The 24,036-nt window shown below is 57.6% G+C and carries 22 protein-coding genes and 2 pseudogenes; 8 read left to right on the top strand and 16 right to left on the bottom strand.

Annotation, left to right across the window (positions count from 1 at the left end; genetic code table 11):
• Positions 1-87: 87 nt before the first annotated feature.
• The 9 genes from M5C71_RS32420 to M5C71_RS32380 all read right to left on the bottom strand — a co-directional run bounded on the left by M5C71_RS32420 (position 88) and on the right by M5C71_RS32380 (position 9,744).
• A complete protein-coding gene (locus M5C71_RS32420) occupies positions 88-1,029 on the bottom strand; it encodes an SDR family oxidoreductase (protein WP_152742322.1) in 942 nt (313 codons plus the stop codon).
• A gap of 84 nt (positions 1,030-1,113) precedes the next feature.
• A complete protein-coding gene (locus M5C71_RS32415) occupies positions 1,114-2,082 on the bottom strand; it encodes an SDR family oxidoreductase (protein ID WP_103497509.1) in 969 nt (322 codons plus the stop codon).
• A gap of 314 nt (positions 2,083-2,396) precedes the next feature.
• Positions 2,397-3,266, bottom strand: a complete 870-nt coding sequence (locus M5C71_RS32410; RefSeq protein WP_103497508.1) for an AraC family transcriptional regulator — start codon at positions 3,264-3,266, stop codon at positions 2,397-2,399.
• A gap of 144 nt (positions 3,267-3,410) precedes the next feature.
• Entirely contained in the window at positions 3,411-4,667 is a 1,257-nt protein-coding gene (locus M5C71_RS32405; protein ID WP_248769610.1) for a GTP-binding protein, read from the bottom strand.
• Entirely contained in the window at positions 4,664-5,326 is a 663-nt protein-coding gene (nthB, locus tag M5C71_RS32400; protein WP_103497505.1) for a nitrile hydratase subunit beta, read from the bottom strand. Before nthB ends, M5C71_RS32405 begins: the two co-directional genes overlap by 4 nt.
• Before the next feature lie 41 nt (positions 5,327-5,367).
• Positions 5,368-5,970 carry a nitrile hydratase subunit alpha gene (gene nthA, locus M5C71_RS32395; RefSeq protein ID WP_248769609.1) on the bottom strand — a complete coding sequence of 201 codons (603 nt, stop codon included), beginning with the start codon at positions 5,968-5,970 and terminating at the stop codon, positions 5,368-5,370.
• Between the two features lie 79 nt (positions 5,971-6,049).
• A complete protein-coding gene (locus M5C71_RS32390) occupies positions 6,050-7,564 on the bottom strand; it encodes an amidase (protein WP_248769608.1) in 1,515 nt (504 codons plus the stop codon).
• Between the two features lie 117 nt (positions 7,565-7,681).
• A complete protein-coding gene (locus M5C71_RS32385) occupies positions 7,682-8,551 on the bottom strand; it encodes a transporter (RefSeq protein ID WP_248769607.1) in 870 nt (289 codons plus the stop codon).
• Positions 8,552-8,685: 134 nt separating this feature from the next.
• Positions 8,686-9,744, bottom strand: coding sequence for a phenylacetaldoxime dehydratase family protein (locus M5C71_RS32380; RefSeq protein ID WP_103497501.1), 1,059 nt, complete (start codon positions 9,742-9,744; stop codon positions 8,686-8,688).
• A gap of 555 nt (positions 9,745-10,299) precedes the next feature.
• On the opposite strand from M5C71_RS32380, the gene M5C71_RS32375 reads away from it, so the two are divergent.
• On the top strand, positions 10,300-11,235 hold the full coding sequence (locus M5C71_RS32375; RefSeq protein ID WP_103497500.1) for a helix-turn-helix domain-containing protein: 936 nt from the start codon (positions 10,300-10,302) through the stop codon (positions 11,233-11,235).
• A 174-nt stretch (positions 11,236-11,409) separates the two neighbouring features.
• Here M5C71_RS32375 and M5C71_RS32370 read toward each other — a convergent pair whose 3' ends face one another.
• The 3 genes from M5C71_RS32370 to M5C71_RS32360 form a co-directional block, all read right to left on the bottom strand.
• On the bottom strand, positions 11,410-12,222 hold the full coding sequence (locus M5C71_RS32370) for an oxidoreductase (RefSeq protein ID WP_248769606.1): 813 nt from the start codon (positions 12,220-12,222) through the stop codon (positions 11,410-11,412).
• Positions 12,223-12,320: 98 nt separating this feature from the next.
• Positions 12,321-13,319, bottom strand: coding sequence for an NADP-dependent oxidoreductase (locus M5C71_RS32365; RefSeq protein WP_248769605.1), 999 nt, complete (start codon positions 13,317-13,319; stop codon positions 12,321-12,323).
• Between the two features lie 148 nt (positions 13,320-13,467).
• A complete protein-coding gene (locus M5C71_RS32360; protein ID WP_248769604.1) occupies positions 13,468-14,568 on the bottom strand; it encodes an alkene reductase in 1,101 nt (366 codons plus the stop codon).
• 168 nt (positions 14,569-14,736) lie between these two features.
• Between M5C71_RS32360 and M5C71_RS32355 the strand changes: the two genes are divergently transcribed.
• Positions 14,737-15,324 (top strand): TetR/AcrR family transcriptional regulator, encoded by a 588-nt coding sequence (locus M5C71_RS32355; RefSeq protein WP_248769603.1) that lies wholly within the window; start codon positions 14,737-14,739, stop codon positions 15,322-15,324.
• A 292-nt stretch (positions 15,325-15,616) separates the two neighbouring features.
• Positions 15,617-17,743, top strand: a complete 2,127-nt coding sequence (locus tag M5C71_RS32350; protein ID WP_248769618.1) for a TonB-dependent siderophore receptor — start codon at positions 15,617-15,619, stop codon at positions 17,741-17,743.
• Positions 17,744-17,753: 10 nt separating this feature from the next.
• Here the strand turns inward: M5C71_RS32350 and M5C71_RS32345 are convergent.
• Positions 17,754-17,951 (bottom strand): annotated as a pseudogene (locus tag M5C71_RS32345) (GyrI-like domain-containing protein); the annotation flags it as partial.
• A gap of 93 nt (positions 17,952-18,044) precedes the next feature.
• Here M5C71_RS32345 and M5C71_RS32340 point away from each other — a divergent pair.
• The 5 genes and pseudogenes from M5C71_RS32340 to M5C71_RS32320 form a co-directional block, all read left to right on the top strand.
• Positions 18,045-18,620 (top strand): NAD(P)H-dependent oxidoreductase, encoded by a 576-nt coding sequence (locus M5C71_RS32340; protein ID WP_152742326.1) that lies wholly within the window; start codon positions 18,045-18,047, stop codon positions 18,618-18,620.
• A 55-nt stretch (positions 18,621-18,675) separates the two neighbouring features.
• Positions 18,676-19,038, top strand: a complete 363-nt coding sequence (locus M5C71_RS32335) for a MerR family transcriptional regulator (RefSeq protein ID WP_248769602.1) — start codon at positions 18,676-18,678, stop codon at positions 19,036-19,038.
• Positions 19,039-19,282: 244 nt separating this feature from the next.
• Positions 19,283-19,864: a TetR/AcrR family transcriptional regulator gene (locus M5C71_RS32330; RefSeq protein WP_152742328.1), complete on the top strand. Its 582-nt coding sequence runs from the start codon at positions 19,283-19,285 to the stop codon at positions 19,862-19,864.
• Between the two features lie 220 nt (positions 19,865-20,084).
• The gene (locus M5C71_RS32325) at positions 20,085-21,311 is read left to right on the top strand and encodes an MFS transporter (RefSeq protein WP_248769601.1); all 1,227 of its coding nucleotides are present in this window, start codon (positions 20,085-20,087) and stop codon (positions 21,309-21,311) included.
• Between the two features lie 87 nt (positions 21,312-21,398).
• Positions 21,399-21,966: pseudogene (locus M5C71_RS32320) on the top strand (transposase); the annotation flags it as partial.
• A 186-nt stretch (positions 21,967-22,152) separates the two neighbouring features.
• Here M5C71_RS32320 and M5C71_RS32315 read toward each other — a convergent pair.
• The 3 genes from M5C71_RS32315 to M5C71_RS32305 form a co-directional block, all read right to left on the bottom strand.
• Positions 22,153-22,659: an AAA family ATPase gene (locus M5C71_RS32315; RefSeq protein ID WP_248769600.1), complete on the bottom strand. Its 507-nt coding sequence runs from the start codon at positions 22,657-22,659 to the stop codon at positions 22,153-22,155.
• Between the two features lie 246 nt (positions 22,660-22,905).
• On the bottom strand, positions 22,906-23,556 hold the full coding sequence (locus tag M5C71_RS32310; RefSeq protein ID WP_248747300.1) for a hypothetical protein: 651 nt from the start codon (positions 23,554-23,556) through the stop codon (positions 22,906-22,908).
• Positions 23,557-23,730: 174 nt separating this feature from the next.
• Positions 23,731-24,036 (bottom strand): hypothetical protein (locus M5C71_RS32305; RefSeq protein ID WP_248769599.1); only part of this gene is annotated, 306 nt, incomplete at its 5' end.

Genomic DNA, 24,036 nt, shown 5'->3' with positions numbered 1-24,036 from the left:
ATTTTTCGTCTTTTCTGGACGGGTTACGCCGTCGCGGCTTGGCCACCCGCCGGGCGCAGTGCGGCCCGGCGGTGTGCCGTCACCTCATCAGACGGCCGGGAAGTAATGACCGTTATCAAGATCGGCGAAGAGTCCGGGCTGGGTCGGTTCCCAACCAAGAACCTGGCGCGTGATGGCGTTCGATGTCGGGGTGTCCAGCGTGACCAGATTCGCCAGGAACCCGAAGTAGCCAGGCAGCATCAGCACGTCCGCGGGAATAGGCACGGCGGGCAGATTCAATCGGCTGGCAATGGCTTCGGCGATCTGGCGGTATGGGATGGCCACTTCGGCGATTGCATGCCAGCTTCTGCCCGCGGCGCCTTTCTCCAGCGCCAGGCGAAACACGCTGGCGAGGTCACGGGCGTGCACGGCCCCCCAACGGTTGGCACCGTCTCCGGGGTAGCCGACGACACCCTTTTCCTTGGCCAGCCCGATCAACAGCGGAAGGAAGCCGGCGTTATCGGTGGAGCTGTGCATGATCTCAGGGATCCGCACGATTGAAGACCGTATGCCCTTTTCGGCGAGACCGATCACCGTGGTTTCCACGATGTTCCGAACCCGCAGGGTATTCTTGTACGGATCGCCGCCGGGAAGGGGTGGATCCTCCTCGGTGGCCGCCCGGCCCAGGCCCTCCCAGCCGGGCGAGCCGACGCTTCCAGACACGACCAACGGTTTTCCGCTTCCGGCCAGTGCTTGGCCATAGGCGAGCATGATCTCAAGCTCCGCGGCCGCAACGGCGTTGATCCCGCCGGTTGGAATCAGGTCCTGCCGGTGCGCGAGGTGGATGACGCCGTCCGAGGCTGCGGCCGCCTCCTTGAGCCCGTCGAGATCCTCGAGATGGCCGCGATGTACCTTGGCGCCGAGCGCAGCCGCCTGCGCGGCGGCCTTGTCGGACCGAGCCAGGGCCGTGACCTCATGGCCGGCGGCGATAAGATCGGAGATGATGTACGGACCGGAATGGCCGGTGCCGCCAGTGACAAAAACGCGCATATGCGTGCTCCTCGTGGGTGATGGGGTGCGAGAAAAGGTGTCAGGGGACTGTGCCGGGCGCATTGGCGATCCAGCGCCCCGCCGTCAGCTCAAGTCAGTCGGTGGAAAGTAATGGCCGTTGTCCAGGTCCTCGATCAGACCGGGCTGAACGGGGTCCCAGCCAAGAGCCTGGCGGGTGATGGCGTTCGACGCGGGGAGGTCCAGCGTGGCCACTGCCGCCAGGAACCCAAAGTAGCCCGGCAGCATCAGCTCGTCCGCGGGGATGCTCACGGCGGGTATTCCCAGGCGAGCGGCTATAGCCTCGGCGATCTCGCGGAACGGGATTCCCTCGTCGCCGATCGCGTGCCAGGTTTTGCCTGCGGCCCCTTTCTCGAGCGCCAGGCGGAACAGAGAGGCTAGATCGCGGACGTGCACGGCGGGCCAGCGGTTCTTGCCGTCTCCCGGATAGCCGGCGAAACCCTTTGTTTTCGCGAGCGTGATCAACTGCAGGCGACCGGTCGCACTGTGTAAGAGCGTGGGAATCCGCACGACCGACGATCTGACACCTCGCTCGGCGAGGCCCACGACGGCGGTTTCCACGATATTGCGTGTCAACAGAGTGCCTGAGTCGTTCGGGCCGCTGGGTAGAGCGGGATCCTCTTCGGTCGCCGGGCGGCCCAGACTGACCGGTGCGCCGATAGGCGCCGCCCTGCCCACATTCATGGGCGTGCCGATACTGCCTGCAACGACCAGTGGCTTATTCGTGCCCGCCAGCGCCTCGCCGAACGCGAGGACGGTCGCGAGTTCCGATTCGGCCAAGGCGGCGATCCCGCCGGACGAAAGCAGTTCGGCCCTGTATCCGAGGTGAATGACGCCGTCGGACTCAACCGCCGCCGCCTTGAGCCCTTTGAGGTCGGCAAGATCTCCACGACGCACCTTGGCGCCGAGCGCTGCCGCCGCTGCCGCGGACGCGTCTGACCTCGCCAGAGCGACGACCTCATGGCCGGCTGCGATGAGGTCAGGGATGACGTACGAACCGACGTGGCCGGTGCCGCCAGTGACGAAAACGAGCATGTTATTGGCCCTTCTGAGCAGTGTGATACGAAACGCGCTGGTGCGACTGCGTTCAACGTACGGGCCATGCTGGTCATTTTACTTGCAAAAAGCAAGTGAATTGCAGGAATTTACTTGCTCCATGCAAGCGATGTTAAGGTCCGGTCATGAAAAAAACCTCGATTTCTCGAGATTAAGGAGTGAACCAGAGGGCAAGAAAAAACGAGGTCAGAAACCTCGCGACCGGCAGCAACGGGTCGATTCTGTTGAAAAAGTCGACCCTGAACGGTCACATCGTCAATGTCCGTTCAGGGTCGAAGGCTCTGCCTGCTCCGCTATTGCAGCGGAACATACACATCTGTTTGCCATTGATCCTGCGGTGTCTCGGGATAGATGCTCAGGTAATTGAAGAACAGCGGCTGGTCACGCAGTTCCTCTCCACTGGCAGGAAGCCAATCGCGGTAAATCGGATAGATCGTTTCGCCGATGTGATCCGGTGACCCCACGTGTCGCACCACGACGCAGCGACCGCCAGGAATGACGATCTCGTGCACGCCGAACTCATTCGGTGCCACGGCCTCGTGAATCTCGCCGCAGATTGCGAAGCGGAATGCTTCTGGCGGTGTCGTATCGGGGTTGTTATAGGGAATGCCAAAGTTGCGACTCGATGCCACCGGCGACTGTCCGCTCTGCATACGCCACTCGATGAACCTGCGCACGCTCTCATTGACGAGCCCGGGTGGTCCGCAGTGCTCGAGCGCGGCTACCTTGACCTCAGGGAAATCTACGATTCGTATTTGCATGACAATAGTCCTGGAAAAGTGAGGGATGGCGAACACCGCATTCCAGACCTGCCAGTTCGGTTCCTTCCTGAACGCACTCGGCGTCGTACCGAATGCCCGTCTGAACGCCCGGCAAAATGCCTCGGGACTTTCAAAGCCGGCACCGAGTGCGGCGTCCAGTACCGAGTGATCAGCGAGGGCGGCCAGGCGATGTGCCGCACGTCGTAGTCGCATCAGTTGCACATAACGTGAGACGGGCACGCCAACGAACGCGGTGAATTGTCGATGGAAGTGAAACGCCGAAAAGTTCGCCACATGGCTCAACGTCTTCACCGACAGGTCACCTTCGAGATTGGCATCAATGTAGGCGAGTACGGCGTTGAAGCGCTTTGTGTAAGCGAAATGGGTCGGCATGTCGGGCACTGGGAAAAGCTCCTGGAAGTACGGTCGGCAATAGAATCGACTATAGCGGCGCGGACGTGCCTAGCCGCGCTTGCTCAAGGCACATTTCCGTGCCTACCCAGCGGGTGGTTCGGCTGAAAAAAGCATGGAACACTTCTATCTCTGTCAAATGGGATCAGCCTGTAAGGGTTGCGTCGGAGCCGACAAGGCACATGAGTCAAAGGCTGTCGCCCCCGGCAGGGCTTGCCAGGCCGACGGGCCGGCGGCGATTTCCTGAGCACTCAACAGGCAGTTGTCGAGCTCACGCTGCAACACCTCGGTATCCAGATCCTGGCCGATAAAGACCAACTCCTGTCGGCAATCGCCGACAATGCTGTCCCACTTGGCCATGATGCTCTGCAACCGATATTCATCCCGCGGCCATTGCGACTGCTCGATGAAGTTCCACCAGCGCCCGACATAGTCCCACTGGAACTGCCTGCCGCTTTGCACCAGCAGGCCGGTTTCCAGGTGCCGACTGGCGAGCCAGAAGTAACCTTTGCTGCGCAGCAGGTGCCCGTTGCGCCAGGGCCGCTCGAGAAAATCGAGCAAGCGCTGTGGGTGAAACGGGGCGCGCTCGCGGTACACCCAGGACGTCACGCCATAGGTGTCCGACTCGGAGGCCGGTGTGTCGTCGGCCTCCATTTTCTTCATCCAGCCCGGTGACGCCGCGAGGCTGGGTAAATCAAACAGGTGGGTACCGAGGATGCCTGATAACTCAAGGTTACCGTGGGCCATCGGCATGATCCGCGCGGTCGGGTTAAGGCCGGTAAGAATCGCATGCACGGCCTGGTAACCAGGCTCATCGATCAGGTCCAGTTTGTTGACGAGAATGACGTTGGCGTACTCCACTTGCTCGATCAGCAGATCTGCCAGATGGCGCTTGGGCGTGTCCTCATGTGCGTCGTCGCGGGCCACGATGTCCGGCGACTCGAGCAACGCCTGAAAACGGCTGCCATCGACCACCGTCACCAAAGTATCGAGCCGTGCCAGCTCGCTGAGGCTGAAGCCCTCTGCGTCAAGGAACGCGAACGTCTCCGCAACCGGCATCGGCTCAGAGATCCCCGTGGATTCAATAAGCAGGTAATCGAAACGCTGCTGACGTGCCAGGGTACTGATCTGCTCGAGCAAATCGGCGCGCAGCGTGCAGCAGATACAGCCATTGCTCATCTCGATCAACTCATCACGACCGCGGTGCAGTGACACGTCGCGCCTCACCGCTTCGGCATCGATGTTGACGTCGCTCATGTCATTGACGATGACTGCCACTCTCAGGCCTTCGCGATTGCGCAGGATATGGTTGAGCAGGGTGGTTTTGCCGGCGCCGAGGAAGCCAGAAAGCACGGTCACCGGCAGTCGGCCCGCCTGGGCGCCGTCTATCATGCGTTCACCGCTTGTTTGCTGGCGGCCTTATCCAGGTAGCTTTCGAACAGGTCGACCACCACAAACCCCTCATCGGCCGCATCGCCCCACAGATCTTTCACGCGGAACTCGACGTGGTAGGTCGGCTGATGCGCCGCACTCGTATCGCCATGGCCAATCGCGTCCGGGAACGGCCACTTTTCGGAGGTGCGGTGCAGGACCACGCCTTCCTTGCCGCGCACGTAGGCCGGCATGCGGATATGCCCGGCCACATACTCGTCTCGCACGACAACCCGGTCGCCCACCTCGAAGGGCGCTCGGCCGGTGATCGCCGGACGACCTTCAGCATGCGCGGGGTTCGCCAGCTTGAAGTGCGAACCCAAGGCCTGATCGAGCTCCGCCTGAGTGATGACGCCCGTTTCAACCAGCAGGGTGGCGGTGGCGATGACGTAGCGTTCGTAGTACTGGGTGCCGACATGCTGGCGAACATCCAGGCGTTCGACGGCGTGACGTACTTCGTCCACGCTGAACTTCTTCAAGTGATCGGCACCGATAAACATCAAGCTGTAGGCCAGGTGTTCCCAGTCCTGTTTGAACACCTGTTTGTAGCTAAGGCTATTGATGGAGTGAGGGACTTTTCCAAAGCCTTGGAAACCGCCGAGATCGTGAAAGCCATCCATAATAAAAACTCCGGGAGTTGAACGATGATGCGTTGTTTTTCTCAGTCAACGCGGGGCAGGGCGACACCAATCAGCACGTCTTTCGTCACCAGCTTCTGCAGCTGCTCTTCACTCATGTGCTCGGAGCCTTCAGGCCTTACCGGCAAGACCAGGTAGCGGCTTTCGGCGCTGGTGTCCCAGACCTTGACCACCACGTCGCTCGGCAACTCCGTCCCCAGCTCGCGCAGGACCGTGCGCCCCTCCCGGACCAGCCGCGCACGAAATTCAAAGCCCTTGTACCACTCAGGTGGCAGGCCGAGGACAGGCCAGTTGGTGCAGGAGCACAGGCTGCAGACAATGACGTTCTTGACCCCCGACGTATCTTCCAGGGCGACGATGTACTCGCCCTGGGGGCCGGTATAGCCGAACTGGGCACAGGCGGCCGTGCCGTCCTTGAGCAACAGCGCCCGGAACTGCGGATCGACCCAGGCCTTGGCGACCACACGAGCGCCGTTCTCCGGGCTCCAGCCGTGCTCCATCAATTGCGTGAGTTGCTCGACGTAGCCCTCTGGGATGAGTGCCTTGCTCTTGAGGACTTGAAACAATGCCCATGCCCGCTCACCGGGCGTTGAAGTGGTCGCAGTTGTGGAAGTAGATGGACTCATTGGGTATCTCCTATCAGTCAACGCGGTTGTGGAGTGATTGAAACGTGCCGGCCTTTCTTATTTTCTTCAGGTAAGAGACTCAGAGCGTGCGCCAGTCCACCGCGGCTTCAAACGCCGCCGCGGCCTGGTAGATCGTGCCTTCGGCATAGTGCCTGGCGACCAGCATCAGCCCGACGGGCAGGCCGTCCACCAGACCGCACGGAATCGACATGGCGGGATGCCCGGTGATGTCCTGCGCGGCGGTATTGCCGATCATTTCCAGCGCGCGCATTACATACTCAGTGATCGAGCAATCCGCTGCCGGGTGGGGTTGGGCCGTGATGGGCGTGGTCGGCATCACCAGCAGGTCATAGGTCTGCAGTGCCTTGTCATAGCCTTGCCGGGCAAAGCGTGCGAGGTTTTGGGCCTTGGCGTAATAACGGCCGTTGTAGTGCGTCAGGCCGTATTGGCCGACGAACATGCACAGTTTGAGCGACGCGGATAATTGGTCAGCCTGCTCGCGCCAGCCGGCTTGTTTGTCCAGCAGGCCGACGTCGTAAAGTCCTTTCCAGTTAAAGCCCGCGCCGTTGCCATGCATCATCTGCATGGTCAAACCTTCGCAGCCAATGGGGTGCCACAACGACCCCGCCAGGTTGTGTTCGGGAATGGACACCGGCTCGACATGCGCGCCCAACGCCTCGAGACGGGCGATGGCTTCGCGCACCTTGTCTGCCACGCGGGGATCCTGGTTGGCCAGCGCGAACCCCTCCTGCAGCACACCGATTCTGAGCCCGCCCAGCCCCCGTGCCAGGTAGCTGCAATAGTCATCGACCTGCGGCGCCGCCTGGCGTGGGTCGAGTCCATCCGAACCGGCCAGGGCCTGCAGCATCAGCGCGTTGTCGCGCACGTTGGCGGTAATGGGGCCGACATGATCGATCGTGGCTTCAATCGCCATGATGCCGGTGTAGGGCACCAAGCCATGGGTCGGCTTCATGCCGTAGGTACCGCAGAACGACGATGGGATTCGTATGGATCCGCCTTGATCGCCGCCCACGGCGATGTCCACCTCGCCGGCGGCGACCAATGCCGCACTGCCCGACGAAGAGCCGCCCGCGGCATAACCCTGGCGATGTGGGTTGTGCACTGGGGCAGGATCAGAGGTGTGGCTGCCCCCCGAAAGGCAGTAGTGCTCGCAGGTAGCTTTACCGAGGATGATTGCACCGGCATCGAGCAACCGCGTGACCACGGTGGCATCAAACCCCGGTACAAAGCCTTCCAAAGGCGCAGCGCCGTTCATCATCGGGACGCTGGCCAAGGCGATGTTGTCTTTGAGCGCCACGGTTTTGCCGGCCAGCAGGCCCTCACGGGCGCCATTCACTTCAGTCCGGTAGTACCAGGCGTTCAGCGGGTTTTCCTTGTCCGAGGGGCGATAGCCTGAACTGCGGTCGTAGCGAATGGGGGGAACGAAATCGCACAGTTCGTCGACCAGGTCGTATGCATCGAAACTCGGTTGCATCAGATCCAGGTAGGACGCGGCCTGCTCGGGCGTCAGTTGCATGTTCAACTGACTCGCGATGGCTAAAAGCTGATCAAGCGTGGGACGAATAATGGCCATGGTTTTCCTGTCTTCTTATCAATTCAATCCGGTGGCAATGGGGCCCAAATTAGGCATCTATCGCCGTCTGCGCATGGTTGAGCAGGACACTCACTTGGTTGAAAAGGACATCGGGATTCAGAAGACTTTCAAGACGCGCAGATTCAGACGTGCACCTTCCTTGAAGCCTTGCTCTACCTCGATGTCCTTGCCGAGTTGAGCCTGGAGTTGCAGCGTTGGATCGACAAAGTGAGTGACGGTAAAACGTGCGTAGGACGTCGAGACACCGTCGTGCTGGTCAACGCCGTCCACGGTGGTCGCGGCCCCGGTGACGTAGCCCCCGCCGAATGCGAACGTGGTGCTGGGCGACCAGTTGTAGCGCACGGCGGCCTGGTATTCGTACCGGGTGTTTTCTTCGAGTTTCGCGCTTGTGGCGCCGTAGTCATTATTGGTCGATACCCAGGACACGTCCGCGACGGTGTCCAACGCCCATTGCGCGGAAAAGTGATGGATGTAGGCCGCTTGTAACGTCGCCCGCCAGCGGTTCTCGCCCAGGTTCAAGGCATCATTTTTGTTGTAGCTGCCGATGGGGATGTACAGATAGGGGGCGAGGGCGAACACATCTTTGTTCGCGGTGGGTAATGTCCACTTGAGAGGCGCGGTGAGAATCGGGTCGCCCACGCCATGGGTGTCGCCCAGCGCCCCGGCATCGCCCGAGGCGTTCATGTAGCCGAACGGCAGCAATATCTGCGGTTCCCATGAAAGGTTCTCGCAAAGGCCTATGGCGTGGATGTAACGCAGGATGCCCACATCTGAGCTGAGCTTGGCGTTATCGGAGGTTCTATGGCCGTCTTGATAAAGGTCAGACCGTTGCGCGTGTTGGTAGTAGAACAACATGGCATTGGCCCCGGCGGGCAGCGGCTCGAAATCCCCCGGCGCTACTTCAAGGGCCTGGCTTTTGACAAATGGCAACATTCCCAGCACAAGCACTATTCGACTCAATTTCATGATCAAATTCCTGGCAAAAAGTGGCCCCTACCCCATGCGCTAGAGATGAGGGACCAAAAAGTGATGGCGTGAATCCAGGGGCAGACAGGGACAAGGAGCATCCTCATCCAAGCCGCATTTGTCGGTGTTGAGTGTCAGGCCGGCGCGGCAACGGCATCCCGCAGCATTCCGGTGTGCGGATGGCAGTTGATGTACTCGAAGATCTGGCTCTTGGCGTCCGACACCGACACTTCGTGGTACAGCCGTAACTTTTTCAAACCCGCGGCCACGCGGAAGAACGTCACGAAAATACGCAGGTGGGTAGGATGGGATTCGGCCCAGCGTTCGAGTTTCTCCACCGAGCGCCAGTGGCCGATGTTGTAGCTGACGTCGAGAAAGTTGCCGTCCAGGTCGATATTGCGCACGAACCGGTTGCTGTAGCAGCCCAACGGTTGGCCATTGTCACGAAGGAAGTCCATGCCGTCCTGCAAGGTCGGCAAAATTTCGTCGAGGTACAGCGAGCGTTCGTCCGCCTCGGCATCCGCCCAGTCCTGGCCTGAACGAATCAGCGTGAGGTTGTCATGCCCCAGGACCACGACCCGTCCGCCCCGGGCAGGGTCACCCACGATCACTTGCAGCTCGCTCGTAGGCTTCATCCAGTCGGTCTGGGAGATCGGGAAGCGGTCGCGCATCGATCCCCAGTAACCGTGCTCTTCGATCTCGTCACTGGTCGCATCCATGACCGCGCCGACACCGGGCAGATTGTCCCGGAAGGCGTACAACGTCTCGAACTGCTCGGCGCGCGGTGCGGTGATTTCGCGGAAATAGCCAAGACCATCATTGAGGCGATCCGGTGAAGCCCACCAGTCGTTTACCTCAGGCGAGCGTAACCAGCGACAGTGGGCGGCAGGGTCTTTCCAGTACGCGACCACAATCAAATTATCAAAGCCGCTGTTGTCGGTGTGGTGGGTCAAATCATGGATCTGCGGGCCATCGGCCAGGCTGAAACTGCCGACGATGTGACGCATGGCCTGCAGCGCGGCGTCGCGCTGTGCCTCGCCTCGATACTGCACACCAAGGTAAGCCATCACCACTTGTTGCAACTGCTCGTCGGCGCGTGCAACCCACATCGGAAAGGGCGGCTGGTACTCTTCAGGCACGCGGCGAGACAGGGTGCGTGGGCATTTGAGATGTGTGTCGATTGCAGATTCCATCTTGAACTCCTCGTTATTTTCGTTCAGGCCTACGGGTGGGCGTCAGCGCGTCAGCGGCTGGTCGCGCTTGGCGATCTGTCGTCGGTACAGCAGCCTCATGGCTCCCCATTCAATCAACCAATAAGCCGACTCTTCAGGCACAAGGTCGCGCCTTTGCAGAAACCAGGAGCAATCAGCCAATCGTTGTGAAGACGGTCGATGCATGGCGTGCCTCATCAGGGGGGTATGAGCTGCTGTGAGGTGGAAATTAGGCTGGACGGTGAGGGAGCGCTTGGTTCGTCGGGACAACCGTTTGGTTGGAAAAGACAGCGCTGGGCTGACGGTCCACCCATGACCGGCGTTGGTGCGCCGGTGCCGAAGTTCGCGTTTTGTGCCTCTAAATGGGGATGGCGAGGGCGTCAAAAGCCTTGCCGACGTGGAGACAACCTCGATGAAAACCCGCCGTTGCCCCCTCAAAGATGCCCGTGAGTGCGCTTGGCCTATTAATTGCTCTCGGTGACAAACCCGTTACACCTTCTCGAGTTCTTACCGCATCGCTGTACCGAGGTCCGTGCTATGAACCCAAGCACTCAGTATTCGACCCTTGCCGTTCCTGCACCACGTCGCTTTGATTATTGGAAAGAAGTGGTCTGCCGTCATTGCCTGGCGGCCGATAGCAAACCCTTGTCCCAGAGCAATTTCGACGGCGCGCTTGCCGTCAATACCGTAGGCGATCTGGACCTCTGTTCGCTGTCATCGCCACTGCATTACTGGGAACGTTCCGAGCGGCACCTGCGCAGTGGTCCGGCCGAAGATTTATGGTTGGGTTTCGCTCTAAATGGTCATGGCCAGATTGAGCAAGGCGCGAGAAAAGCCAGTCTGGCGGCTGGGAATCTGTTTCTTTATGACGCAACTCAGGCGTTTCGCTTCAGCTTCGGTGGTACCGAAAACCACCTGGTCCGTATTCCGCGAGCCTTGCTCACCGAGCGGCTACCGCGTATCGCGGAATACACCGCGATGGTCCTCGACGACCGGCGCCCCGGCGTAATTCCCTTGCGTGAGATGCTGCGTCAGGCCGCAAGCACGCCGGTATCGTTGCAGGATGAGCACATCGCCAAGCGTTATTCAGCGGCATTGATCGACCTGCTTGTGATCAGCCTGGAACTCCAGGACCTCAACACCACCCACCAAGAGCTGGACCTCTACGGCCGCATCATGAAGTACATCCAACGGCATTTGACCGAGCCGGACCTGTCGATTGAGGTCATCGCCCAGGCCCACAATGTATCCACCCGAACCGTTACGCGGGCGTTCGCGCGCTACCAGAAAACCCCCGTTGCGGAAATTTGGAAAGAGCGCCTGAACGCCAGCCGTGAAGCGATTGAACGCGGCCAGGTACGCAGCGTGTCCCAGGCGGCGCTGGACTTCGGGTTTTCTGATTTCTCCCATTTCAGCCATGCGTTTCGCAAAGCGTTTGGTGTGGCGCCGAATACGCTTTTGCGCCGGAATTGACGTTGCCAGGTTTATTAAGTCGACGTGAAGATGGGCGCTTCGTCAGGCTTAATGAGTCAGTGCTTAAGCCAGCAACGGTGCGGCAGTTTAGGCTGCACCGGAAGTGAGCGTCCGGTTTGGAAAGAAACTCATCATGACCCTATGCCTTGCCTGGGCGAACGCACGCCTTGTGGTTCAGACCGGAAGGCGGAATTGCTTACGTAAGGTCCTGTCGAAGAATCCTGCGGGGGCAAAGCGGCGCAACAAACTGATTTGTTGTGCTGTCTTCCCGGCAGTGTAGCGATGGTGGGGGCGGACATCGGTCGCCGCTTTCACGACTACCGCCGCCACGACTTCTGGACGGTCGGCTTTCGGCATCACCTCGCCTAGCAATGCCCTGAACCCGGCTCGAGCCTGATCGTACTCCTTCAACTGCGAGTCCGGCTCAATGCCGTTTTGATCGAAGACGGTACGCACGAATGCGGGCTCGATGACCGAGACGCGAATATCGAAGGCACGTACCTCGTGATCGAGAGATTCCGAATAACCTTCCAGAGCATGCTTGACCGCCGAATAATGGGCAGAGTAGGGCGCGGGTACCAACCCTAGAATCGATCCGATATTGATGATGCGGCCTTGGCTATGCTCCCGCATCGACGGTAATACCGCATTGGTCATCCGGATGACGCCAAACAAATTGACATCGAACAATGCCTGCACCTGCGAGACCGAGAATTCCTCTGCACCACCAAGCAGACCTACACCCGCATTATTGACCAAAAGGTCGATCCGCCCGGTCTGCGCGAGCACAGTAGAAACGAGAGCATTGACAGAGTCATCGTCTGTCACATCGCAAGTGAGCATGGACACCTGCGTTGGACTGGCACTCGCCTTCCGACTCGTGCCAAATACCCTATACCCTGCACGCACCAGAGCCTCAGCAGTAGCTTGACCAATACCGGATGATGCACCGGTCACTATCGCGGTTCTTTCGGAAGATGTTTTCATTTGATACTCCAGTGTGTCCGTGAGTCGCTATCGGCGATAGCCCGCTCGCATACGTCTGACCCTCGTCCTGAGCTTCAGTGATCGAGTGCCAGTTGTCGTCATATGAGTTTGATGACCACCTTGCCTTTGGCTCTGCCTCGTTCCACATAACTCAAGGCCTCAGCCGTTGACTCGAAAGGGACGGTTCGGTCGATCACAGGTTTGATAACTCCGGACTCGACAAGCGCCGTGATTTTCTCTAATTGAGCGCCGCTCGCGCGCATAAACACGAACGCATATCTGACGTTCTTTTGGCGGGCTTTTCTGCGTATGCCGCTGCTCAACAGACGCATTACCCAACCCAGTCCCCAGAACAGCTTTTGTTCTTTTGCGAACGCTGCCGTCGGTGGCCCGGAGATGGAGATAAGCTGGCCACCAGGCTTGAGAATGCTCAGTGATTTTTCCAGCTCGACAGGACCGAGGCTGTTCAATACAACGTCGTAATCGCGCAAAACTTCTTCGAAGTTTTGCTGCTTGTAGTCGATGACTACGTCTGCTCCCAACGCCTTGACCCAATCCACGTTACGGGTGCTGGTCGTCGTCGCAACGAAGGCGCCCAGGTGTTTTGCAAGCTGGATGGCAACTGTGCCGACTCCGCCGGAACCCGCGTGGATAAAGACCTTTTGCCCCTTCTTCAATTGTGCTGTTTCAACCAGCACCTGCCAGGCAGTCAGCGCAACCAAGGGCAGGGAAGCTGCTTCCTCCATGGTGGTATTTTTGGGTTTCAGTGCGAGGGCACTTTCCTCAACCGCGATCAGCTCGGCAAAGCCTCCGATACGCGCCTGGGGCGGGCGGGCATAGACCTCATCACCGGGCTTGAAGTGGCGCACGCCTGGCCCCACGCGAACGACGACGCCGGCTAAGTCGTTACCCATGATCAGCGGGAATTTGTACGGCAGGATCAGTTTGAATTCACCTTTGCTGATCTTCAAATCCAGCAGGTTGACGCTGCTGGCATGCACCTCGACCAGGACGTCGTTGATTCCCGGTTCTGGTTGCGGTACCTCGGCAATACGTCCATGGCTCTTGCCGTAACGGTCGATCAGAAAGGCTTTCATGATTCAGTTCTCATGGTTTCAATGGGATGGCAACATGCGCACCCCAGCGTGCCGCTATAAGACGAGCCGAAGGTGTTCAGGCATCCGAAAATGCCGTAATAGATGCTCTTGAATGGATGTCGAAAAGCGATTCAGTCCCTCTGACTGGTCAGCCCTGCGCGGAGCTGGATTCGGCAAGTGTCGGGTAGTCGATATAGCCCGCTGCACCGCCGCCATACAGAGTCGTCGGGTCGAATGTGGATAAGGTGGCGCTGCTCTTGAGCCGCTCTACCAAATCGGGGTTGCCAATAAACGGACGTCCGAAGGCGATCAGATCAGCCTTGTCATCTTTGAGTTGGGATGCCGCTAGATTCAGGTCATAGCCGTTGTTGGCAATGTAGGTATTTTTGAAGCGCCGGCGTAGGGAGCCAAAATCAAAAGGGGCGACGTTGCGCGACCCGCCAGTTGCACCTTCAACCACATGCAGGTAAACCAGGCCCAAGGCATCGAGCTGATCGACGACGTAATCAAACTGCTGCTGCGGATCACTGCTTGAAACGCCGTTGGCAGGTGACACGGGAGAAATTCGGATGCCTGTTCGATCAGCACCGATCTCGTCCACCACTGCAGCAGTGACTTCGAGCAGCAAGCGCGCACGGTTTTCAACCGAGCCACCGTAGGCATCAGTGCGAACGTTGGAGCCGTCCTTGAGGAATTGATCCAGTAAATAGCCGTTTGCGCCGTGGATCTCTACGCCGTCAAATCCTGCAGCGATGGCGTTTTTCGCTGCTTGGCGAAAGTCATTGACGATCCCAGGCAACTCTTCGATATCCAGGGCTCGGGGGGCTGAGACATCTGCGAAGCTGTTGTTGACGAATACCTTCGTCGCGGCTTGCAGGGCAGAAGGCGCTACCGGGGCAACACCGTTTTTCTGAAGGTCGACGTGGGATACGCGCCCGACATGCCACAGCTGCAAGAAAATGCGTCCGCCTTTGGCATGAACTGCGTCGGTGACTTTTCGCCAGCCCTCTATCTGCGCCTCTGTATAGATACCGGGCGTATCTTGATAGCCCTGACCTTGCTGCGAGATCTGGGACGCCTCGGAAATCAGCAAGCCTGCCGACGCTCTCTGACTGTAATAGGTTGCAGCGTGCTCACTGGGAACAAAGCCTGTCCCCGCGCGGTTTCGCGTCAGTGGCGCCATTACAATTCTATTGGAAAGCGTCAGTGAGCCCAGTGTGTAGGGTTCAAACAAGCTTTTGTCGTTCATATCGATTCCATACACGTTGATCAGAGAGGGCGATCTGCGCCGCACAGCTGCAGGGACGTGCGGCTGTGATTTTATGATGTCGATCATACTCAAAAATGTCAACAGTTTTGATTATGACCGACATCAGTGTATATTCGGGTAATTGTTCAGGAGAGGCAGGGGCTCGAAATGAAGATCACCAAGACGCAATCACTTGCCAACCGGGCTCATATCGTGGACACAGCGTCAGAGCTGTTTCGTGAGCGTGGCTACGATGGTGTGGGGGTGGCGGAGCTCATGGCGACTGCCGGTTTTACCCAGGGAGGCTTCTACAAACATTTCGGCTCCAAGGCCGACTTGATGGCCGAAGCGGCTGAAAACAGCCTTTCAAAATCCCTCTCGAGCACCAGCGATCTCGACGTGGCGGGATTTGTAAATCTGTACGTGTCGAGGGATCACAGAGATGGCAGGGGAGTGGGTTGTACTATGGCCGCCCTGTGTGGTGACGCCGCCCGTCAGTCAGATGATTTGAAGGCGACCTTTGCCAATGGCGTTGAAAACACGCTTGCAGCACTCGAGGAAAAGTACACAGCGGGTCTGGATGCGAAGAAGCAAGAGGTTCGAGCGAAAATGATCGACCTGCTAGCCCATGCAATCGGTGCTGTCATGCTGTCACGGGCGTGTCCGGATGACTCCTCTCTCGCGGATGAAATACTGGAAACTTGCCGTGCTGAGATAATGGCATCACTGCCACCGAGTCAAAAAAGCAGCCTCTAGAGCACCATCGGCGATGATGATTTCACTGGTGCCAGCTTTTTTCCAAGGCCAGGCCCAGTGTCGGAGCCGTCAGTGCATCATCAGCTCCGAGACACAGATCAAGGCTCACTTCGAACCCTCCTTTGTCAGCCTATAACGCCCATTCTCCGAATGAAATGGTGAGTTATTCGACGACTATACCTGATCGATAATGAGAATTAGTTTTAACTGCGAATAGTTTGCTATAACATGCTTGGGTGTTGTTGGCGTTTTTACCCTCTGCATTGACCTATTCGTAAAGGTTTTCCTCTCCATGCGTCAAACCCTGCTTTCCATTTGTGTGCTGCAAGCGTTGTCGTCTTCCTCATGGGCTGAACAAACGGATGTAACCCCCTCAACCCTTGAGCTGGACGCAACCGATGTCATCGGTACCGCGAATTACGAAAGGGCGGACGGCCCGGTGCAGGGTTATCGGGCAACACGCTCGGCCAGCGCCACGCGTACTGATACGTCTATCCATGAAACGCCACAATCGATCAGTGTGGTGTCGAAAGAGGCAGTCGAGGATCTCGGGGCTACCCGTTTGCAAGATGCGCTGGATTACGCCGGGGGCGTTGGGCGGGCGAACAATTTCGGCGGGCAGGGCCTGACCACGTTTACAGTTCGCGGCTTCACCACTGGCGAGTTTTATCGCAACGGTTTTCCGATCAATCGCGGCTACCCGAATATGCCGGATGCCAACACTATCGAGCGACTCGAAGTGCTGCGCGGCCCGGCAACCATGCTCTACGGTCGTGGTGATCCTGGCGGGACGTTCAACGTGGTTTCCAAGCAGCCGCTGGCCGAGCGCACCGTCACCCTGGGCAGTCAATTGAACGATCAGGGCATGAAGCGCGGCACGCTGGACGCTTCCGGCCCGCTCGACGAAGAGGGCCGCCTCGCTTATCGACTGAACTTGGTGGGCGAGGGCGGCGACACCTTCCGCGATCACGTCGAGACAGAGCGCTACGGCATCGCGCCGGTACTGACGTGGCAGGCGACTGACGCGACCAAGCTGATTTTCGAAGGCGATTTCATGCGTAACAACGCGCCGCTGGATCGCGGCGTTACACGTTACGCCAGGCAGATTGGCATCGCCTCTCGCGACAGCTTTTTCGGCGAAAAAGACGTTGGTAAATTGCATAACGACAACAACATGGCGCAACTGCGTTTCGAGCACATGCTCAACGACGACTGGACGCTGGGCGGCGGCTTCCAGTGGCTCGATGGTTCGCTCAAGGGCAACGCGATCGAGGCCAACGGTATTGCCGCTGACGGCCGCACTCTGGGACGCAACTTCAACTATCGCAAGCTGGAATGGACCGACAAGGACACCCAGCTCAATCTGACTGGCCATTTCGACATCGGTGGTTTGCAGCACACCTTGCTCACCGGTATCGAGTACGAAGAGTACGACTACAAGTCGGTCATTCAACGCTCCAGTGGTGCGGTCGATGCGTACCCGATCGACATCTTCGATCCGGTGTACGGCCAGCCGCGTCCCGCACTGACTCGTACGCCGACCCACGACAAGGAAAACCTCAAGACTTATGCCGCGTTCGTGCAGGATCAGGTGGCATTGACCGACAAACTGAAAGTACTGGCAGGCGCTCGTTTCGAACGCTTCGAACATGACTACGAAACCTACGTGCCGGGCGGCAAGAATTGGCAGGCCAGTGACAACGCGGTGACCCCGCGTATCGGCTTGACCTACGATTTGACCGAGACTTTAGCGGTATACGCCGACACCGCGCGCTCATTCAAGCCCAACACTGGCGCAAGCCGTCTCGGCGGTGGGTTTGCGCCGGAGAAGGGCACGTCTCACGAAATGGGGATCAAGTGGGAAGCACTGGATCGGCAGTTGAGTGTCGATGCGGCGATCTATCAGATCGAGAAACGTAACGTATTGACCACCGATCCTGTTGATTCGACCTTCAGCGTTGCTGCCGGTGAAGTGCGCAGCCGCGGTTTCGACGTCAACGTCGCCGGCAACATCACCCCCGAATGGCGCTTGATCGGCGGCTACGCCTATGTCGATGCAGCGGTGACCAAAGATAACGTGCTGCGCTCTGGCACGCGCCTGCTGAACATCCCGAAAAACAGCTTCAGCCTGCTCAATATGTATGAGTTCCAGGACGGTACTCTCAAGGGGCTAGGCCTGGGCACCGGCCTCAAGTACGTCGACGAGCGCGCAGGCCAAACCGCCAACACCGCGTTTTCGATGGGCAGTTACACCGTCGTCGACTTGCTCAGCTTCTACAAGATCAATGACCAGGTGCGGCTCAATCTCGACGTGAAAAACCTGTTTGATCGCGACTACGAAGAAGGCGCGTTCGGCAACGTTTATGCCTATCCGGGTGCGCCACGAACCGTGCAAGTCGGCATTTCCTATACGTTGTAGTGCTCTTTGCCATTGCTTCCCCGATCTGATCCGGTGACTCCACGTGTCGTATTACGACACAGCGACCGGCAGGCATGACGATCTCCTGCACGCCGAACTCATTCGGCGTCACGGCCTCGTGAATCTCGCCGCGGATTGCGAAGCGCGATGCTTCTGGAGGTGTCGTATCGGGGTTGCTATAGGCAATGCCAAAGATGCGACTCGATGAGCGTGCGCACGCTCTTAGTTCCAACATCGAAGGCTTGACTCTCCTGCCTGGGGCAGACTTTACCCTGAGGGCTTATTCCTTCTGGAGCCCCACATGAGCAAGCGCACCCTGGTCGTTCTCGGCCACCCTTCCGCCAACAGTTTCTGCTCGGCACTAGCTGATGCTTACCTTGAATCGTCTTTCCAGTCAGGTCACGAAGTACGCCTGTTACGGCTGGGCGAGCAACGCTTCAACCCGGTGCTGCACGACGGCTATCACCCGACACAACCACTAGAGCCAGATCTTTTGCAGGCCCAGGCCGACATTGCCTGGGCGCAACACCTGGTGTTCATCTACCCGATTTGGTGGGGCGGGATCCCTGCACTCTTGAAGGGCTTTCTGGATCGGGTATTACTACCCGGCTTCGCCTTCAAATACCGACAGAATTCGCCGTTCCCGGAGCAACTGCTCAAGGGCCGTAGCGCCGAACTGTTGGTTACCCTCGATACGCCACCTTGGTATTACCGCTGGGTCTATCGCATGCCTGGCGTGCATCAAATGCGCAAGACCACCCTGGAGTTCTGTGGCATCAAGCCCGTGAAGGCCATTACCTTCGGTCCACTGATCAAGTCCCGGCCGGAGCAGCGGGAGCGCTGGTTGGCGCAAGCACGGGCCATTGCCCGTCGCTAGGGAGCGGATTTTCAGGTAATTTCGGTGCTCTGCACATCATCACAATGGACTGTTCATGTACATCGGTAAAGCGGCTCAACTGTCAGGTACGACGGTAAAAACCATCCGCCACTACGAGGCCATTGGCCTGCTACCTGTCGCGCGACGCCAAGGTCGTTATCGCCTATACGATGAGCAAAGTGTCGAGTTGCTGAGGTTCATCAAGTGTGCCCAACAGTTGGGTTTCAAGCTCAAGGAATTGCAAGCCTTGATACCGGAGCAGTGGACCGCGAGCTTTCCCTGGGGCGCCGCTCAGCAAGCACTGGCGACCAAAAAACAGGCGTTGAAGGCGCAGATTCAAGCCCTTGAAACACAATGCATGCAGCTTGAATGGTTCGAGGGCGAGCTGACCCGAAACCGCCAGTTGTGCCCTGTGTAACAGGTCTGTTTTCTATCCAGAAAGAACGGTCAGCTTGGTATGGCAGCTTCTGACCGAGGCTGTGTAAAAACGAATAGTCGCAACATTTGCAGTCGGCGTTTCTGAGTTGATTTCAGGTCTCCGTCGATTTGTACTCTCGGCGTCCTCCATTGATGCGGAGTAAGGTGTGAGGTCAACCCACCCTTGACGAGAGAGAAGGAAGCCAGTACTTTTCTGGAATGGTCATTCCAAAAAGGTTAGTCCGATGCGCACCAGAGAATTTGAGCATGACGAGATTGTCGACGCAGCCATGCAGGTTTTTTGGCAGCTCGGCTATTGCGCCACCTCGATACAGGATCTGGTCGACGGTACCGGATTGTCTCGAAGCAGCCTGTACAACGCCTTTGAGAACAAGCATGGATTGTACGAGCATGCACTGCGCCGTTATCACGATCTGACTGCCTCGAACGTAGTGCTGCTTCAGGGATCGGGCCCGGTCAAAGGGCTGATCCAGCAACTACTGATGAGGATCGTGAATGATGAACTCAGTGATACCAGGCAACGCGGCTGCCTTGCCGCCAATGCCACACTTGAACTGGCTGGCCAGGACGAATCCATTGCCGAGTTGGTCTCCCGCAACTTCCTGCGTCTGGAGAAAGCTTTGGAACGTGCACTCATCCGTGGTCAGGCAGAGGGGGAAATCCCCACGCACAAGAAGCCTCGCGCGCTCGCACGCTTTATCGTGAACACGATTCAGGGCCTGCGAGTATTGAGTAAAGGCAGTGCTCACCAGAACCGTCGGCAACGCTTGCTAGATGTGGTAGACATCGCGATAGATGCGCTGTAACGCAGGACCGGGTGTTGTAATGCTTCAAGTGAAAGTCTGACAGAGACCAGAATTTATTTGCCCAGAACTGGAATGATCATTCCAGATAAAACTCAAAGCAATTTTGTTCATTTTGCAAGAGGCCTTGAACGATCAAAAAAAGCACCACCGTTGCGGCCTGAATTAACCTCAGGCTGTCGATCAGGAAACAGGAAATGTATTTTTTATCAGGGATACAGCGATGACCATACACGGCGACAATGGATTGATACCAACAGGGCTCGATGAAACGTCTTCTGCGCAAAGGCTGCCTGTGTGGAGACTGTTGGCATTTACGATGGCTGGCTTCATCACCATCATGACGGAAACTATGCCAGCCGGCCTGTTGCCTCTGATCGGGCAGGGGCTTGGCGTCTCGCAGGCCATGGCGGGTCAGTTGGTTACGCTCTATGCCTTAGGCTCGGTGCTGGCGGCGATTCCGGTCGTTGCTGCTACGCGAAAATGGCGCAGGAGGCCGTTGTTCCTGCTGGCGATTGGCGGGTTGCTGGTGTTTAACACCGTGACGGCACTGTCCTCCCACTATGTGCTGACTCTGGTCGCGCGGTTCATTGCCGGAATGGCGGCGGGCGTTATATGGGGACTGTTGGCCGGTTATGCACGACGCATGGTGCCCCATGATTTGCAGGGACGGGCCTTGGCGGTGGTCGGCATTGGTCAACCCGTTGCTTTGTGTCTCGGCGTGCCCCTAGGCACTTGGCTGGGTACTCTGTTTGATTGGCGTGGCGTGTTCTGGATCATGTCGGCCCTCGCGTTACTGCTGTTCGTGTGGGTGCGGTTTGGCGTGCCTGACTACGCGGGACAAACTGAACGTCAGCGCCAGCCGATCTGCAGAATTCTACTGACCCCAGGTCTGCGCTCGATACTGTTTGTGATCTTTGTCTGGATACTTGCGCACAACATCCTTTACACCTACATCGCGCCATTTTTGGACTCCGTCGGGCTTGGTCAGCGAATAGACCTCGTGCTGCTGGTCTTCGGTGTCGCCTCTATCGTCGGTATTGGGGTCACAGGAATGTGGGTGGATCGTGGGTTGCGTGTGTTGACGCTTCTTAGTCTGGCGGTTTTCGCGATGTCGGCGCTGGTATTGGGAATGGCAAGCAGCTCTCCCAACATTGTGCTCCTCAGCGTTGCGATCTGGGGGCTGACGTTCGGTGGTGCTCCCACGCTGCTACAGACGGCCATTGCCGATACCGCCGGTGACGGCGCCGATGTGGCGCAGTCGATGCTGGTCACTATCTTCAATCTGGCAGTGGCCGGAGGTGGCATCGCTGGAGGCTTGTTGCTGGATCATGCGGGGCCGAGCTCTTTCCCCCCAACACTGCTGATATTGGCGCTGCTCGGTCTGTCCGTGGTTTGGCTAGCTAGGGCCAATGGTTTCAAGCCTGGCCTTCGCGCAATCATGCAATAAGAGTGGCTAATGGGCCGCTAGGTGGATGTTGAAGATCATAACAATATCTTGAGAGTCTGCTTTCGGCACAGAGTGTGCTTTCTGAGGATTTCATCGCAAGGATCGCCCACGAAGCGCTTTATCCAAGGTGAACATCGAGGCCAAGGCACCTTACTTCCCGAGAGCCTCGACGATTACGTCACGGATACCAATCCGGTGCGCATAGTCGACGTCTTTGTCGACGAACTCGACCTGGTCAAGCTGGGTTTTGAAGGTGCGATACCGGCAGATTCTGGTCGGCCTGCTTACCACCCCGCGATCCTGCTGAAGATCTGCATCTACGGCTATCTCAACCGCATCCAGTCGGCAACGGTTGATACTCAGCACCATTTGATCGTCGCTCGCCAGGTAACGAACGTCGAATCCGACGCTGACGGGCACTTCAATAACGATGCCTTCATCTTATGACACGACCAAGAACGAATACATCTGTCCGGCTGGAGAAGCGCTCACTTGGCGCGATAGCAACGTTGAAAAAGGCCTGAAGCTGCACCGTTACTGGAGTTCGAAATGCCGGGGCTGTGCAATGAAACCGCAGTGCACACCGAGCACGGAACGGCGGGGTCGACGCTGGGAGCATGAAGCCGTCCTGGAGGAAATGCAGAACAGACTGAGCAATGTGCTGGCAATTTGATATTTTTACACGCTCTGGAGCGACAGCAACCCATAGAGAAAATCTGGTAATGGGGGGGCTCCGAGTGATCAGCGCAGTCTCTTGCGTAGTGCTTTGAGCACGGCATCGAGATGCCGGCTTTAAACCTCTATGGATACACACTTTGCGACCTTGGGTGTTTAGCTAGCGCTACTCCTTAGATAAAAAACGTTCGGTGATCATTGCCACCGCCTGCGCCGGAGAGGTCAGGGCGGTGTCTATATTAAACGGAGCGGTATCCCAAGCCTCATATTCATGATCCAGTACAGACTGCCAGGTAGGTGGAGTCAGTCCAGGAATATCAATTTTTCTGGTTTCTACCCGGCGCTGATGTTCATGTTTATCGGAGCAGATCACTTGGATGTTCACTAATGGAGCACCAGCGCGTGTGGCGATATCGCTCCATGCCCTTCGGCTTTCGAACACTGGGTTAACACAGTCAACTATGACCGTGCTGCCAAAACGAAGATTGCTCAGAGCAAGCTCATTGGCGACCATGTAACCGCTCCGTCCTACATCTTGTGCAAGAGCACCAGAGTCGCGAATAGCCTGCTCAATCGTATCGATCCGCAGATACACAGCACTTGTTCTGGTGGCAAGGTCACTTGCGATAGTCGTTTTTCCGGTACCTGGAAGGCCGCTGAAGACAATGAGCATTCTATGTCCTTGGGTGAGTGGGTTACCCAGCATAGCTGGCTGCCCGTTATGCGGCAGCAACGGGTCGATTTCACTGGCCCGTCGCGCCGCCAGTCAGCGGCTTTTCAAGTCACGTCTTATGGAGGCTTACGTCATGCAAACTGCAATTTTCGTTCTCCTCACCTAACGTCCAGCTAATATCCTCACGCCTCGGAATGCAAAAAACCGCCTACTCGCCTGAAAAGGCGGGTAGGCGGTCAGTTAGCCTCAGTCAAACTGGGGCAGGGTGGGTTCAACGGGCAGGAGCAGGTAGGTGAATTGCCTGTCTGCCGAGGTGATGATCCAGAGCACCTTCGCCGCTCCAACGCCAACGTCGTATTGCGAGAACAAGCTGGCGCCGGTCAGCACCGCCCGTTCGTTTTTCAGTCTGTCCGCCCCAGGCAATTCTCCCCAATCACCACAGAGATGACGGTCCAGAAAATGCGCTATGTCCAACAGACCTTGTTGAGCAAGCGCCTCTACGCCCTGGGTCATGACGATTTCACCGAAAGCAAAGAGCTCTCCAGGAATCCGTTTTTCAAGTGCCTCGGCCTCATACCTGAGCATGAGCGTCAGCACATGCAGTTCATCTTCCTTCCGATCTACGACCAGGCGCAGATCCAACAGGACTCGATCTGATCGCTCACCCGTGGAGGGAAAGCATTCGTGGCTGAAGTCAAAGAACAAAGGCTCATCGTCCCACGCCTCCTGGATGATGGTTTCGTGAATGGCCTGAAGTACTGCAGTCAGGCGACAGCCCTGTTCGGCGATGTTCAGTGGCTTTGCTATGTAAACACTTTCATTCCAAGCCTTAATCGTGAAAACGACAGGTAGGTCGAGCAGTGCTTCTTGTTGCGGTGTGAGTGAATCCAGTTTCATGGGTCTCTCCAGAAAAGCCCAAAACGGAGAGACACTGCGCCCGGACGGGGAGTGTTCCCCGCATGGGCAGAAAGTGTGGTGTATCAGAGCAACGCGGACAGTGCCCACGTCTTAAAGCGTTTAAACCACAGGCCGAAACCTGCCGGCAGAGCAGTACAGCTTTGGTTCATGAAGCTATTTCCCAATGAGGAAATCATTAGCCACTTTTATCCCTATACCCACGACAACAGTGACGATAACGCCGAGCTGCCAGTGCACGTATTTGAATTTTGACTCGACGCTTTTGATAGCCGCCTCTAGTTTGATACCTTGCTGTTCAAGAGCATTTTCAAGCTTTACAGCCATTTGGTTTAGTGCTGTTTCCTGTGCTTTGATTGCGGTGTCAGTTTGACGGCCTTGCTTTTCCATCGACAATCGGAATTCATAGCCTTGTGTTTCTATTGCACGTCGAAACTCGCTGCCTTGCTCCTTGATTTCAGC

Origin of the sequence: Pseudomonas sp. MWU12-2345, assembly GCF_023242385.1 — a bacterium.
GTDB lineage: Bacteria > Pseudomonadota > Gammaproteobacteria > Pseudomonadales > Pseudomonadaceae > Aquipseudomonas > Aquipseudomonas gingeri_D.
The sequence above is the reverse complement of the archived record's forward strand: the minus strand, read 5'-3'. Positions and strand labels throughout refer to the sequence as shown.

Coding starts and splice junctions, on each gene's coding strand:
- M5C71_RS32420 (WP_152742322.1), bottom strand. CDS start 1,029: ATGCGCGTTTTTGTCACTGGCGGCACCGGCCATTCCGGTCCGTACATC.
- M5C71_RS32415 (WP_103497509.1), bottom strand. CDS start 2,082: ATGCTCGTTTTCGTCACTGGCGGCACCGGCCACGTCGGTTCGTACGTC.
- M5C71_RS32405 (WP_248769610.1), bottom strand. CDS start 4,667: ATGATAGACGGCGCCCAGGCGGGCCGACTGCCGGTGACCGTGCTTTCT.
- nthB (WP_103497505.1), bottom strand. CDS start 5,326: ATGGATGGCTTTCACGATCTCGGCGGTTTCCAAGGCTTTGGAAAAGTC.
- nthA (WP_248769609.1), bottom strand. CDS start 5,970: ATGAGTCCATCTACTTCCACAACTGCGACCACTTCAACGCCCGGTGAG.
- M5C71_RS32390 (WP_248769608.1), bottom strand. CDS start 7,564: ATGGCCATTATTCGTCCCACGCTTGATCAGCTTTTAGCCATCGCGAGT.
- M5C71_RS32385 (WP_248769607.1), bottom strand. CDS start 8,551: ATGAAATTGAGTCGAATAGTGCTTGTGCTGGGAATGTTGCCATTTGTC.
- M5C71_RS32380 (WP_103497501.1), bottom strand. CDS start 9,744: ATGGAATCTGCAATCGACACACATCTCAAATGCCCACGCACCCTGTCT.
- M5C71_RS32375 (WP_103497500.1), top strand. CDS start 10,300: ATGAACCCAAGCACTCAGTATTCGACCCTTGCCGTTCCTGCACCACGT.
- M5C71_RS32370 (WP_248769606.1), bottom strand. CDS start 12,222: ATGAAAACATCTTCCGAAAGAACCGCGATAGTGACCGGTGCATCATCC.
- M5C71_RS32365 (WP_248769605.1), bottom strand. CDS start 13,319: ATGAAAGCCTTTCTGATCGACCGTTACGGCAAGAGCCATGGACGTATT.
- M5C71_RS32360 (WP_248769604.1), bottom strand. CDS start 14,568: ATGAACGACAAAAGCTTGTTTGAACCCTACACACTGGGCTCACTGACG.
- M5C71_RS32355 (WP_248769603.1), top strand. CDS start 14,737: ATGAAGATCACCAAGACGCAATCACTTGCCAACCGGGCTCATATCGTG.
- M5C71_RS32350 (WP_248769618.1), top strand. CDS start 15,617: ATGCGTCAAACCCTGCTTTCCATTTGTGTGCTGCAAGCGTTGTCGTCT.
- M5C71_RS32340 (WP_152742326.1), top strand. CDS start 18,045: ATGAGCAAGCGCACCCTGGTCGTTCTCGGCCACCCTTCCGCCAACAGT.
- M5C71_RS32335 (WP_248769602.1), top strand. CDS start 18,676: ATGTACATCGGTAAAGCGGCTCAACTGTCAGGTACGACGGTAAAAACC.
- M5C71_RS32330 (WP_152742328.1), top strand. CDS start 19,283: ATGCGCACCAGAGAATTTGAGCATGACGAGATTGTCGACGCAGCCATG.
- M5C71_RS32325 (WP_248769601.1), top strand. CDS start 20,085: ATGACCATACACGGCGACAATGGATTGATACCAACAGGGCTCGATGAA.
- M5C71_RS32315 (WP_248769600.1), bottom strand. CDS start 22,659: ATGCTCATTGTCTTCAGCGGCCTTCCAGGTACCGGAAAAACGACTATC.
- M5C71_RS32310 (WP_248747300.1), bottom strand. CDS start 23,556: ATGAAACTGGATTCACTCACACCGCAACAAGAAGCACTGCTCGACCTA.